Source organism: Streptomyces sp. M41(2017) (assembly GCF_002078175.1).
Lineage (GTDB): Bacteria > Actinomycetota > Actinomycetes > Streptomycetales > Streptomycetaceae > Streptomyces.
This window is the reverse complement of record NZ_MWFK01000002.1, coordinates 130,127-142,310: the sequence shown is the minus strand read 5'-3', so window position 1 is coordinate 142,310 and position 12,184 is coordinate 130,127. Positions and strand designations below refer to the sequence as shown.

The 12,184-nt window shown below is 73.6% G+C and carries 9 protein-coding genes; 3 read left to right on the top strand and 6 right to left on the bottom strand.

From position 1 onward, the window contains the following. Nucleotides 1-516: 516 nt before the first annotated feature. The 3 genes from B0675_RS26210 to B0675_RS26200 all read right to left on the bottom strand — a co-directional run bounded on the left by B0675_RS26210 (nt 517) and on the right by B0675_RS26200 (nt 2,430). A complete protein-coding gene (locus B0675_RS26210; protein ID WP_081222097.1) occupies nt 517-1,137 on the bottom strand; it encodes a ScbR family autoregulator-binding transcription factor in 621 nt (206 codons plus the stop codon). A gap of 787 nt (nt 1,138-1,924) precedes the next feature. After that, entirely contained in the window at nt 1,925-2,173 is a 249-nt protein-coding gene (locus B0675_RS26205) for a type II toxin-antitoxin system RelE/ParE family toxin (RefSeq protein ID WP_081222096.1), read from the bottom strand. After that, nucleotides 2,170-2,430 (bottom strand): type II toxin-antitoxin system Phd/YefM family antitoxin, encoded by a 261-nt coding sequence (locus tag B0675_RS26200; protein WP_081223885.1) that lies wholly within the window; start codon nt 2,428-2,430, stop codon nt 2,170-2,172. The genes B0675_RS26205 and B0675_RS26200 overlap by 4 nt, the downstream gene beginning before the upstream one ends. Before the next feature lie 681 nt (nt 2,431-3,111). Here B0675_RS26200 and B0675_RS26195 point away from each other — a divergent pair. Next, on the top strand, nt 3,112-3,996 hold the full coding sequence (locus B0675_RS26195; protein ID WP_081222095.1) for an AfsR/SARP family transcriptional regulator: 885 nt from the start codon (nt 3,112-3,114) through the stop codon (nt 3,994-3,996). A 796-nt stretch (nt 3,997-4,792) separates the two neighbouring features. Here B0675_RS26195 and B0675_RS40690 read toward each other — a convergent pair. Together B0675_RS40690 and B0675_RS42125 are read right to left on the bottom strand one after the other, a co-directional pair. Further along, on the bottom strand, nt 4,793-6,166 hold the full coding sequence (locus B0675_RS40690; RefSeq protein WP_107482843.1) for a BTAD domain-containing putative transcriptional regulator: 1,374 nt from the start codon (nt 6,164-6,166) through the stop codon (nt 4,793-4,795). Nucleotides 6,167-6,618: 452 nt separating this feature from the next. After that, a complete protein-coding gene (locus tag B0675_RS42125; RefSeq protein WP_241539993.1) occupies nt 6,619-7,743 on the bottom strand; it encodes an alpha/beta fold hydrolase in 1,125 nt (374 codons plus the stop codon). Nucleotides 7,744-8,503: 760 nt separating this feature from the next. On the opposite strand from B0675_RS42125, the gene B0675_RS26175 reads away from it, so the two are divergent. Both B0675_RS26175 and B0675_RS26170 read left to right on the top strand, forming a co-directional pair. Next, a complete protein-coding gene (locus B0675_RS26175; RefSeq protein WP_081222094.1) occupies nt 8,504-9,325 on the top strand; it encodes an AfsR/SARP family transcriptional regulator in 822 nt (273 codons plus the stop codon). 330 nt (nt 9,326-9,655) lie between these two features. Beyond that, on the top strand, nt 9,656-10,537 hold the full coding sequence (locus B0675_RS26170; RefSeq protein WP_081222093.1) for a TIGR03621 family F420-dependent LLM class oxidoreductase: 882 nt from the start codon (nt 9,656-9,658) through the stop codon (nt 10,535-10,537). Nucleotides 10,538-10,704: 167 nt separating this feature from the next. Here the strand turns inward: B0675_RS26170 and B0675_RS26165 are convergent, their stop codons facing one another. Beyond that, nucleotides 10,705-12,057, bottom strand: coding sequence for an SRPBCC family protein (locus B0675_RS26165; RefSeq protein ID WP_179165434.1), 1,353 nt, complete (start codon nt 12,055-12,057; stop codon nt 10,705-10,707). Between the last annotated feature and the right edge of the window lie 127 nt (nt 12,058-12,184).

Genomic DNA, 12,184 nt, shown 5'->3' with positions numbered 1-12,184 from the left:
ACCGGGGCAGCTCGGTCGCGGTGACGCCGACCGCCCCGAGACTGAACGGACAGCGCAGCGGTAGGGGCAGCGGTGGCGGCGGTCCGGGCCCCCGGCGGGGCCGGGCGGTGATGGTGCGCGCCGACAGCCCCTTTTCCGCGGGGGCGGCCGGGTGACGGTGCGCTGCTCCGCCCCCGTGATGGCTGGGGCGGTGGCGGGGTGCCGTCCTGGCTCCTGCCTCACCCCTCGCCTTGCCCCAGGTGGGTGGGCAGGGGACACGCCGCCCGGGGACGTCTGCCGCGGTGGTGCGTGTGCGGCTGCCGCGCGAAGGAACGCGGGCGAAGGCGACCGGAGCGGCGTTCGGATCCTGCCCCGCCGCCCGCCGCCCGCCGCCCGCCGCCCGCCGCCCGCCGCCCGCCGCCCGCCGCCCGCCGCCCGCCGCCCGCCGCCCGCCGCCCGCCGCCCGCCGCCCGCCGCCCGTGGGGCGTTGGGGCGTTGGGGCGCGGTCGTATCCGGGCTGTGCCGGGTGGTGGGGTGTCAGGCGGTGCGTGTGTGTGGGTCGTTGTGGAGTGTGGCCAGTGCTTCGGGCCGGGTGAGGCAGGGCAGGAGGAAGTGCCAGAACCGGGTCAGTGCGGCGGGGGAGAGCCACCCGGGGTCGCTGCCGGCCATGGCTTCGATGCCGGTGGTCGCGGCGGTGACCGCGACCGCGACATCGTGCGCCCGTACGTGCTCGGCGAGCAGTCCCTGTGTTTCGGCCTCGGCCAGTTGCCGGCCGACCCAGGTGTGCCATTCGGCGCGCAGGTCCGTTCCCGTGCGGTGCCTGGTCTGGCAGCTGAGATGGAAACCCGCTCGCGCCACGACGTCGGCCTGCAGCACCCCGGCCAGCGCGTGCGAGGCGGCGGTGAGGCGCTGCAGGGGGTTCATGCCCGGCAGTTGCGCCGCCCGGGCCGCGCGGCGCAGCGTGGCGGCCGCGGTGGACTCGACGGTGGCGGCCACCGCGGCCTTGTTGGGGAAGTGGAAGTGCAGGGCGCCCGCGCTCACCCCGGCACGGGAGCTGATCTCCGCGAGCTTCGCCTGGACGTAGCCGCGGCTCTCGAACGTCTCGGCCGCGGAGCGGATGAGCGCGTCACGGGTGCGGACGGCACGTTGCTGCTTCATGCGGGGGACTCCTCGGAGAAGGCTGCTGCACAGTGCAGGTAACTATAAAACCAGCGTGGCGGTTTCTTTGCTGGAAGGGAAGAGGACGGCCGGTTCGCACCGGACCGCCCCCGCAGGGGCCACATCCCCCAATGTGCTGCCCGGCCATGATCCCAGACCTCCCGGCAGCCCGAGCCGGCGCGGGTGACCCGGCCTCGCAAGAGAGGTCCGCCGGCCGGGGGGCCGGCCCGGGCGGCCTCCCCTTTTCCCGTCGGAGCACGGACACCGTCCGGCATCCGGCCGCCCCTGCGCGACCGGTCCCGCCGGGGCCGCACCCCCTTGTCCGCGTCCCCGGGCCGGCTGTGGCGTCATCTCCACCGCACCGAGGCCCCGTTAAGAACGCGTCAAGACCAACTCCGCTGTTTCGCGACCGAGTTACGGCAAAAGCGCGCTATGTTCTTTGCAGCCCCCGCCTTCCCTCGCGATCGTGCCCGGGCCGACGGCGGGGATGGCAGTCGTCGCGCCGCCCGCGGCGAAGGCCCTGGCTGTGGCCCCTGCTTGCTGCCGGTCGGTTCCGAGACCGTTGCAGTGGCCGTGTCCCGGCGCTGCTGCGTCTGTGGGGCTGCGAGTTGCGAGTGCCGTCCCGGTGGCGGTGGATCACGGGGTCAGGCGCACGCCGTCCATGTGAGGGGGAGGCCGGCACCCGGTGCGGGTGCCGGCCCGGCCCGCGGGCTGACGGGCGGGTGCGGACGGTGCTGCGGGGCGGTGAGGTGGGGCGCCGCTCGCGGCGGGGGCTACCTGTTGTGGTTCATGCCTGGGTGCGGCCCAGGTGGAGGACGATGACGCGGACCGTTTCGTCGTCCACCTCGTACAGGGCCCGGTAGGGCCCGATGCGCAGGCGGCGATAGGCCCCGAAGGCCGAACTGTTTCCGGGACGCGGTTCCTGGGCCAAGGCGTCAAGGGCGTCGAAGACGGTCTTGAGTCCGACGGGATCCTCTTTGAGGAACCGGGCGGCGGCGTTCAGTGCAGCCGGTTCGAGCTCGATGCGATAGCTCACGCGGTCGTGTCCTCGCCCAGAAGTTCCTCACGGGCCTGGGCCAGGGAGAGGCGGCCGCTCTGGTCGCCCCGGGCTGTGCGCAGTTCGTACTGCAGCACGGCCAGTGAGTCCTCGTAGTCCTCCAGGAGCTGAGGGGAGACGACAAGCGCTGCGATGTGTCCGTGGTCGGTCAGGGCGATGGTCTCCCGGTTGTGCGCGGCGCGGCGGACGAGGTCGCCGAGCTGGGAACGGGCGGCACTGATCGCAATCTCAGTCATGACCACAAGGTATCACTAGATTAATAAAGAGTCATGTAGTGACGGTGCAGGCTCCGGCTCCGCTCGTGAGCCTCCACCGTCCTCGCGGCGTGCATGGTCGAACGCGCCGCCCAGCAGGCTTCACCGGTGACTCTCGTCCGCGCCGTCGGCCTCGCCATGCGCAGGCGGGCGTGCAGTGGACGGATGGCTGTGACGGCGTGCGGCCATCCGTCCGGACTGCCGGGTGCGCCAGCGCCTTTCGTGGCCGGTGCGAAGCGGCATCCCGCGGTGCTGGCGGTGCCGCCGGTGCTGCGTGCGGGGGAGGGCGGACTGCCCGGGTGGTGGGGTGGATTGGCGCGTTCCGGTCGGCCGGGGGCTGGTGCGGTGGGGTGTGGGGGGCGAGGTCGAGACCTACCCCCTAACAGACCGTGTTGGCTGTTTATTGGGGGACCGGAGATCCGGGCTTCCCTTGAGAACTGCCATACGGAGGCGGGGTTTTCGTCACTTACGTCAGTAATCGTGCTGATGGTGAGGGGGTTTGTGGCGCTTGGGGGTCGATTCCCTGCGGCTTTAGGGGTGCTCGAGGAATGGATGGGAGGGTAAAGAAACAGCATGGCCGGTCTGGTATTGACAAACCGGAGTGCTGGTTTTTTACTGGGGTTGCCTGGAGATGCAGGCCACACACGAGCAGGGGGATACGGCGTGGATATCGATGTTCTGGGTCCGTTGGGTGTGCGGGTGAACGGGGTCGCGGTGATGCCGACGGCGCCCAAGCCGCGCAAAGTGCTCGCGTTGCTGGCCTTGCATGTGGACCGGGTGCTGCCGGTCGGCCTGTTGATCGAGGAGTTGTGGGGCCAGCGGCCGCCACGTTCGGCGCGGACCACGCTGCAGACCTACATTCTGCAGTTGCGGGAACTGATCGGAGCGGCTCTCCAGGCGGGCGCGGCCCGTTCCGCGGAACTCGAGCCCGCCTCGCCGGACAGGGTGTCGGTGTCGGCGAAGGATGTGCTGGTGACGGCGCCGGGCGGCTATCTGCTGCGGGGTGGCGGCGGTTCGAGCGACGTGCAGAAGTTCGAGCGACTGGCGGGGATGGGCTATCGGGCCATGGACGCGGAGGACTTCGCGGGCGCGGCCCGGCTGCTGCGTGAGGCACTGTCCCTGTGGAGCGGATCGGCGCTCGCGGACGTGCAGACCGGCGCACAGCTGGAGATGGAGGTGCGCCGCCTGGAGGAGACCCGGCTGTGCGCCCTGTACCAGCGCATCGAGGCGGACCTGCGGCTGGGCCGCCACCGTGAACTGCTGGGCGAGCTGACGGTGCTGGTGAGCCGCTATCGCACGCATGAGAACCTGCACGGCCAGTTCATGCTGGCCCTGCACCGTTCCGGGCGCCGCGGCGAGGCCTTGAGCGTGTATCAGCGGCTGCGCCAGGCACTGGTCCGCGATCTGGGCCTGGAGCCCTCCGCGGGACTGCGCCGGCTGCAGCGGGCCATCCTGGAGACCTCCGAGGCACCCGCCCCCGCCGCCCGCGTCCTGCGGCCCGAAGCCCTGGCCGGCGCCTCCCGCGACCGCCTCGTACGCGTCGACTGACAACCCCGCCGCCCCGACCGTTTCTCCGCCCGTGCACCGGCACCGGCCATCCGGCTCACCCGCCCCCACCCCTTCCCACCACTGCCTACAGCCCTCGCCCCGCCCCCTCCCCAGGCGCCGCAGACCGGCCCCGGACAGGCGGGGCGCCGCGCTGCACCCAGCCGCCCAGCCGCCCTGCCCCAGACCAACAGCCCGCACAGGTCGGCAGGTTCAGCAGACCCGGCAGACCGGCGGCCCCCCGCGGACCGGCAGGCGCTGACCACTGACTAACGGACCGGCAGGCGCTGACCGCTGACCGCTGACCGTTGACTTGCGGACCGGTAGGTCTGGGGGACCAGCAGCCTCCGCGGACCTCCAGCCCCCCGCGGGCCTGTAGACCAGCACGTTCCGCAGGTCCCCGACCGGCAAGTCCCCGACCGGCAGGTCCCGGGGGGACCGGCGGACTCCGTTGCCCGTCTGTTCCGGCCTCGGCCCTCAGGCGTGTGCAGGGCGCAGGTCCGTCGGGGCCTGCCAGTGTCCCGCCGCCTGTCAGATGTCTGCCCCGTCCTGCGCTCGCGGCGCGGCGGCTCCGCCCGTCCAGGGCCGGGGCCGGGGCCGGGGCTGGGGCTGGGGCTGGGGCTGGGGTGAGCCCAACATGCTCCCGCCGGGATTTCCCCTGACCCGCCGGGATTCCCCCGACGGTCCGTCGCGCGTCGGCGCCCGGCGCCCGGTGCGCCGCGTGGTGCCGCAGCCGGTCATGGGCGCGCGCCGTCTGTCCGACCGGCGGGTCGCGGCCGGGTGGTGACCGGCCGTCGGGCTAGCGGACGGCCTGCTCCCGCTGGATCCTGCGCAGCAAGTCCTCCTGATCGCGCGCGAGTTCCTCGATCCGGGCCCGCAGGTGCGCCAACTCGCCCGCCAGATCGGCAGAACCCGCCACACCGGCCGGATCCGCGAACCCTGCCGAACCTCCTAGGTCCGTCGGACCCACGGAGCCCGTCGGACCCGCGGAGCCCGTCAGGTCCGAGCAAACCGCCCCCGCATCCGGCAACAGCCCGGCTCCGCCAGGAGAACCCACCGGAACGCCTACCGAAGCCCCCGGACCCGGAACGCCTACCGAAGCCCCCGGACCCGTCAGGCCCGCGGAGGGTGCGCAAGCCGCAGGACCCGTCAGGCCCGCGGAGGTTGCGCAAGCCGCGGGACTCGTCAGGCCCGCCGAAGCCACCGGACCCGTCAGAGGTGTCAGAGGTGTCAGAGGTGTCAGGGGTGTCAGTGCCGGTGGATCCGCGGTGCAGGCCGGTGTCGGGGGCGTCATCAGGTCCGTACGGTCTCCCCTGGATCCGGCCGGGTCCGGAAGCTGGGGAGGGCCTGAGGGGTGTGATCGGGGGGTGGGGGAGGGGTGTTGGTGCAGGGACGGGGGCGGGGTCTGGTGCGGGGGTGGGGTCAGGGTGGGGCTGTGGTTGAGGATCGCTTCCAGGCGGGCGCGCAGAGCCGGGCCGGGCTCGATGCCCAGGGTGGTGATCAGGTGGCGGCGCGCGCGTTCGTAGACGCCCAGCGCCTCCGCCTGCCGGCCGCCCCGGTACAGGGCGAGCATGAGCAGGTCGTAGAACCGTTCGCGCAGTGGGTGATCCGCGCTCAGGCGTTCCAGGCCGGCGGTGATGCCGGTGGAGCGCCCGCACTGCAGGCTCGCCTCGTAGAGGGCCTCCAGAGCGGTCAGGCGCTGTTCCTCGAGACGGTCGGCCTCCGCCGTGCACAGCGGTCCGTGGCGGCTGTCCTGCAGGGCCGGGCCCCGCCACAGTGACAGGGCGCGCTGCAGGAGCTGCGCCGCCTGGCCGGGGTCGTGGGGCAGCGCGGCGCGGCCCTGGCCGGACAGGCGGGTGAAGCGGGCCACGTCGGTCGAGGCAGGGCCGGGGGCCAGCAGGTAGCCGGTGGGCAGGGTACTGATCCACTCGTGTCCCGGCGCGGGCAGCAGTCGGCGCAGCCGGGCGACGTGGGCCTGCAGGGCGTTGGAGGCGTTCGCCGGCGGCGCGCTGCCCCACAACTCCTCCACCAGGCGGTCCACGGACAGCAGTTGCCCCGCGTGCAGGACCAGCGTGGCCAGCAGCGCCCGCTGTTTGGGACCGCTGGGCGCGATGACCCCTCCCGCCGTGTCGCACACGGTGACCGGGCCCAGCAGCCGGAACTCGCTCACCATCACCCGCCCGGCGCCCGCCACACACCGGCCGCCCCCACCGCCCGCACTGTCGACCGGATCGGGTCCGCCACACCCGTGACCGGCCCCCTGCCCGCCGGCCCGCACACCCGCCGGGACACCGTGCCCCCGCGCCGGGATGTTGTGACCGGGCCCGGCCGGGGCGTCCACCGCCCCACCGTCCCCGGCCCGGACGCCCGGCATGTCCCTGTCCCTGGCCGGGATGCCCGCCGCGGTACTGCGCCCGGCCGGGATCCCCGGCGTCGCGCTGCGCCCGGCCCGGACGCCGGCAGGGCTGCCGTGCGCGTGCGCGTGAGCGGCCAGGGTCCCTGGGGGGCTGTGGCGGTCTGTTTCCGCGTGGTCGCCTGGCGGGGCGCCGCGCACCGGCGGGGGACCCGTCGGGTCACCGTGCACGGGCGGGGTGTCCAGGGTGGTGCCGTGGCCGGCGGGGGTGTTCATGAGGTCACCGCGCAGGGGGACGGGGCGTGGGAGTGCAGCAGGGCGCGCCGTACGTCCTCCTGGATGTGCCGGGTGACCTCGGCCAGGCGGTCCTGGAAGTAGAAGTGGCCGCCCTCGAACAGGCGTATCCCCAGGAAGGGGTCGCAGGTCTGCGCCCAGCCGCCGAGCAGATGGGGCGGGGCGATGTGGTCGTGACGGCCGCCGAACACCGACAGCGGCACCGGCAGCGGGGCGGCGGCAGGCCCAGGGCGCCAGGTCTCATTGATCCGCAGATCCGCGCGGATGACCGGCGCGAACAGTTCCCACAACTGCGGATGATCCAGCACCGCGGGCGGCGTGCCGCCCATCGCCGCCACCTCGCGGCGCAGTTCCGCATCCGACAGCAGATGCCGCCCCCCACCCGCCGGGCCCACGGCATCCCGCACACCCGCCACACCCGCCATGCTCTGCGCGCCCGCGGCGCCCTGCACGGTGCCCGTGCCCGCGGCGCCCTGCGCGTCCCGCAGCGGCTCCGCGCCCGCCCCCAACACCGTCCCCGCCGCATACGCCGCTCCCATCGCGTACGCCGTCCCCGCCCCGTACGTCGTGACGGCCGTGCCGGTGGCGGTTGTCGTGCGTGCCGCATCAGGCGCATCGGCCGCGGCGAGGGCAGCGGGCGTGTACGGCGGGTGTGCCGTGCCCGCTGTCCCGGTGCCGGTGCCGGTGGCGTTGGCGTTGGGGTTCGGCGGGTTGGCCGTTCGGTGGGGACGGGGGTTCGGGTGGGGGAGGGCGGGGAGGGGGTCGCGGGCGGAGAGGCCGAGCCACCGGGGCGGGGTGCGGCCCTCGTCGACCAGTCGGCGGGTCAGCTCGTAGGCGACGACCGCGCCCAGACTGTGTCCGAAGAACGCGAAAGGCCCGGTCAGCGTGTCGCCCAGGGTGCGCAGGTGGTGGTCGACGAGGGCGTCCGTGTCGTGCAGTGCGGGGCGTTCGTCCCGGGGGCCGCGGCCCGGCGCGTCGGGGAGGTGGACCTGCCAGCCGGCCGGGAAACGGGCCGGCCAGTCGCGGTAGGCCAGATGCGAGCCACCGGCGTGGTGGAACACGAACAGCCGCAGCTGCGGCTGCGGCTTCTGCGTCCTGTGCATGGCCACTCCATCGACGAGTCACTCCCCAACGGCCCGGCCCGGCCCGATGGCCGCAGCCGCCCCCCGGCGCCCGCCGGCCGTGCCCTGTCGCGGCGGGCCGGGAATGCGGACGATAGCCGCACCCCGCCCACGGCGGGCGCCACCACCAGCGGCTTTCGAACCGGCCTGCACGCCTTCTCAAGTCCCCCGACCCGCGCGCACCCTGCCCCGACCCAGGCGGGGCCGGCCATCGACCCGTCGGGGCCTGGCCCTTGACCGCCGGCGCCTGACCCCTGATCCACCCGCGGCCGGCCCCTGGCCCGCCCACCGTCCACCCGCACGGCTCCACCCGGGCTCAGCCGGCACGACTCCGCCCGCCGCCCCACCCGCACGGCTCCGCCCGCAGTCCGGCCGCCCGGGTCTCCCGCGTGCCGGTCGGCGCTCTGCCGCCGCCCGCCCGACGGGTCCGCCCGTGCCCGTCCACGGCGCACGCCTCCGGCGTGTCCGTGGCCTGCCGGATACAGGTCCGCACTCGGTCCGCACTCGGTCCGCACTCGGTCCGCACTCGGCCTGCGTTCGGCCTGCGCTCGGTCCTTAGTCCCTGCGGTGTGGGGGGTGCGGTAGCGGGTCGCGGGATGTGTAGAGGGCTGCTTGAGGGCGGGTCCAGCAATCCGGGCGGCGGCCGAAAACGGGTCTAGCGTGCCGAAGGCCAAGGCCGCCCCCTGCGACTACGACGGGGTGCCGGCACGGCCGCCACTCGATGGAGTACGGGGAGGAAACCGTGGAGATCCAGGTTCTGGGGCCCTTGAGCGCCACCGTCAACGGTGTCTCGATCGTGCCCACCGCGAGCAAGCCGCGCCAGCTCCTTGCCCTGTTCGCGTTCTATCCCGGCCGGATCGTGCCGGTGGCCACCCTCATGGAAGAGCTGTGGGGCACCGACATGCCGCAGAGCGCCATGACCACCCTGCAGACCTACGTCCTGCAGCTGCGCCGCCACCTGGGCACCGCCATGGGACCCGACGCCCCCGGCAACGCCAAGGAGGTCCTGGCCACCCGGCACGGCGGGTACGTCCTGCAGATCCCCGCCGACGCCGTCGACCTGCACCGCTACGAGCAGCTCGTCGCCGGCGGACAGCGCGCGTTCGAACAGGGCGAGGACGGCCAGGCCGCCGCCCTCCTGCGGGACGCCCTGGACATGTGGGACGGGCCCGCCCTGGTCGACGTGCGCGCCGGATCCATCCTCTCCATCGAGATCATGCGGCTCAAGGAGTCCCGCCTGGTCACCGTCGAGCGGCGCATCGACGCCGACCTGCGCCTGGGCCGGCACGGCGAACTCATCGCCGAACTCACCGACCTGATCGCCCGTCACCCCCAGCACGAGGGCCTGCACTCCCAGGCGATGGTCGCCCTCTACCGCTCCGGACGCCAGGCCACCGCCCTGGACGTGTACCGCAGACTGCGCAAACAGCTCATCGACGAACTCGGTGTGGAACCCTCACCGCAACTGCAGCGCCTGCACCAGATGATGCTCACCGTCGACCCCGCCCTGGACGTGACCGCAGGCGAGCGCCGCACCTCCACTTTCGACCTCTACGCCGCCTGACACCCCCGGCCGCCACCAGCACCAACACCAACACCAGCACCAGCACCAACACCAGCACCGGCACCGGCACCGGCACCGGCACCGGCACCGGCACCGGCACCGGCATCAGCGGCGCGGGACTCGCCTCCACGGCCGCTGTGATCAGGCCAAAGCAGCCTCCCGGAAGGCCCGTTGACGACACCGGCGCTGGGGTAGGGTCACCGCGGCGGCGCACCCGGCACAGCACATGCCACCCGCCGCCGGACACACAAAAGTCTGCGGCCGGCAGCCACACAGGCAGGTCGGCGCCAGGCACACACAGGCGGAACAACACAGTTGAGGGGGGCGGACATGACCAGGCCGTTTCGTTTCGGCGTGAACATGTTGAAGCCGGCAGGGGGCGTGCAGTGGCGGGACCGGTGCCGGCGCGCCGAACTGCTCGGCTACGACGTCATCCTGGTCCCCGACCATCTGGGCATGGTCTCCCCGTTCCCGGCTATGACGGCCGCGGCACACGCCACCGAACGCCCCCGGATCGGCACCTTCGTCCTGAACGCCGGCTTCTGGAACCCCGCGCTGCTGGCCCGGGACGTGGCCACCACCGACGCCCTGACCGGCGGCCGGCTCGAGATCGGCCTCGGCGCCGGCTACGCGCAGGCCGAACACGAACGCGCCCGCCTCGCGTTCCTTTCACCCGGGGGCCGCATCGACGCCCTGCGGCACACCGTCCGCGAACTCGACCGGCTGCTGAGCGATCCCGCACACACCCCGCCCGCCGTCCAGCAGCCCCGCCCCCCGCTGCTCATCGGCGGCAACGGCGACCGGCTGCTGCGCCTGATGGCCGAGCACGCCGACATCGCCGCCTTCACCGCGACCGCCGGCTACGCCAAGGGCATCCTCAACGCCCTGACCCCCGCCCAGCTCGACGAACGCGTCGCCGCCTACGAACACTTCGCCGCCCACCGCACCACTCCCGCCGAACGGAACGTGTTGATCCACCACGTCGAGGTCACCGACGACCGGCGGGCTGCCGCGGACCGGCTCCCCAAGATCCACCCCGAGGTGTCGCAGGACGACCGCCTGACCCTGCCGGTGATGCTCTTCGGCACCGTCAAACAGATCGCCGAGCAACTGCGCGAACAACGCGAACGCTTCGGCCTGTCCTACATCGTGGTCCTCGACAACGCCATGGACACCTTCGCCCCCGTGATCGAAGAACTCACCGGCACCTGACCCACCACCCGGGACCGACCGAAACCGGCCCCCCCCGGGACGGCCACGCACCCGCCACCCGGTACGGCCGCTGCACCCGCCGCCCGGGACGGTCACGCACCCGCCAACCGTGACGGCGCCTGGCACCGGCCGCACGCGAGCCGAAAGCCTCGGCAGGCCCGTCCCCGCTACCGCCGTGGCAGTGCCTGCACCGCCGACTCGGCCTGCCGGGCGGCCTGTTCGAGGATCACGCGAGAAGCCTGTCCGATGGCATCCCGCACCCGCTCGCCCATCCCGCCGTCCTCATCCGCGCCGCGCATCCCGCCGTCCTCCTGCACCGACCCATGCCCCTGCCCCGCAGGTCCGCGCACGGTCCGCCCCCGGCCATCCTCCGGCGCCGGCCCTGCCTTCGAGCTGGGCCCAGCAGGCGAGTCCGCGCTGCGCCGCTGTCCCCGGCCGGTCTCCGACCCTCTGCCGGTCGCCGCCTCCCGGCCGGTCTCCGGCCTCAGGCCTGACCCCGATCCCAGACCTGGCCCCGGTAGCGGTTCCGGCCCCGCCTCCTGACGCCCGCTCAACTCCTCCATCCCGGCGAGGACATGCGTCGCACTGCGGCCGGGCGGCGCATACGCACTCTCCCAGGGCGGCGCCGTGGTGGTGCCGGACGGCTCTGTGCTCTCCTGGCCGTCGATCGCGTATGCGCCGTCCGGCGGGGTGGCGTGTTCGTCGAGGAGCACCGTGTGTTCGGCGATCACACGCACCCCGTGTTCGTCGGGCAGGACCGACCACTCCCCGGTATGCGCGGCGACGGGCGCCCAGGGCGTGGTCGTCTTGTGGACGATGCGCCCGGCGTGCGGGAAACACAGCCGCAGCGAACGCGTGGCGCGCACCGTGCTGTCCGGCAGCCGCAGACGGTAGTCGACGCACTGGATCCCGGGCGAGACCTCGCTCAGCTCGACGTGCCGCACGTGCGGTACGCGGCCGGCCCAGTCGCCGGCCCGGTAGAGGAAGTCGTAGACGACCTCGCCCGGCCCCTCGATGCGCAACGACTCCTGGAACCTCAGCACCCGTTGCCGCGAGGCGCCGCGGCCCTCCGCGATCCTGCGCACACTGCGCAGCGCGCTGCGGGCGTTGTCCCCGGCGGCCAGAGCGGCCCGGGCCGCCTGCGCCCCGTGGGAACCGGCGGCGACGGTGAACTCGTGCACCACGCTCACCACACACCCGTGCCCGCCCGCCGCCTGCGAGACGCTCCACTGCCCGGCCATCGACGCGATCGGCGCCTCGCCGCTCAACCGCCAGAACTCGATGCGCAGCTCGCCCGGGTGGGCCACCCGCGCCCACAGCGAGCAGCGCACACGGCCGCCCGCGTGCTCCCACACCCGCAGCCGCTCCCGGTTCCCCTCGGCGTCCATGCGCTCCACATGCACGACACCCGCGCTGTACAGCGGCCTGCGCACGGCGTCCGCGAGCAGGGCGTAGACCACCTCGGCCGGCGCGGCCACCTCCGCCGAATGCCGCAGGCGCCGCACACGCTCACCAGACATCAAAGACACCTCCACCCTCATGTCCCGCTCTTCACACCCGAGAAGCAGGGAGCGCTCGCCACCACCCCCTGGTGACTCCCACCGTCGGCTCCCTCACTCGAGGAGTATTCGAAGGATGCTCGAGCCG

Bases quoted from the DNA above. Each gene is read 5' to 3' on its own strand.
- B0675_RS26210 (WP_081222097.1), bottom strand. From the start codon at position 1,137: ATGAAGCAGCAACGTGCCGTCCGCACCCGTGACGCGCTCATCCGCTCC.
- B0675_RS26200 (WP_081223885.1), bottom strand. From the start codon at position 2,430: ATGACTGAGATTGCGATCAGTGCCGCCCGTTCCCAGCTCGGCGACCTC.
- B0675_RS40690 (WP_107482843.1), bottom strand. From the start codon at position 6,166: ATGGTGAGCGAGTTCCGGCTGCTGGGCCCGGTCACCGTGTGCGACACG.
- B0675_RS42125 (WP_241539993.1), bottom strand. From the start codon at position 7,743: ATGCACAGGACGCAGAAGCCGCAGCCGCAGCTGCGGCTGTTCGTGTTC.
- B0675_RS26170 (WP_081222093.1), top strand. From the start codon at position 9,656: ATGACCAGGCCGTTTCGTTTCGGCGTGAACATGTTGAAGCCGGCAGGG.
- B0675_RS26165 (WP_179165434.1), bottom strand. From the start codon at position 12,057: ATGTCTGGTGAGCGTGTGCGGCGCCTGCGGCATTCGGCGGAGGTGGCC.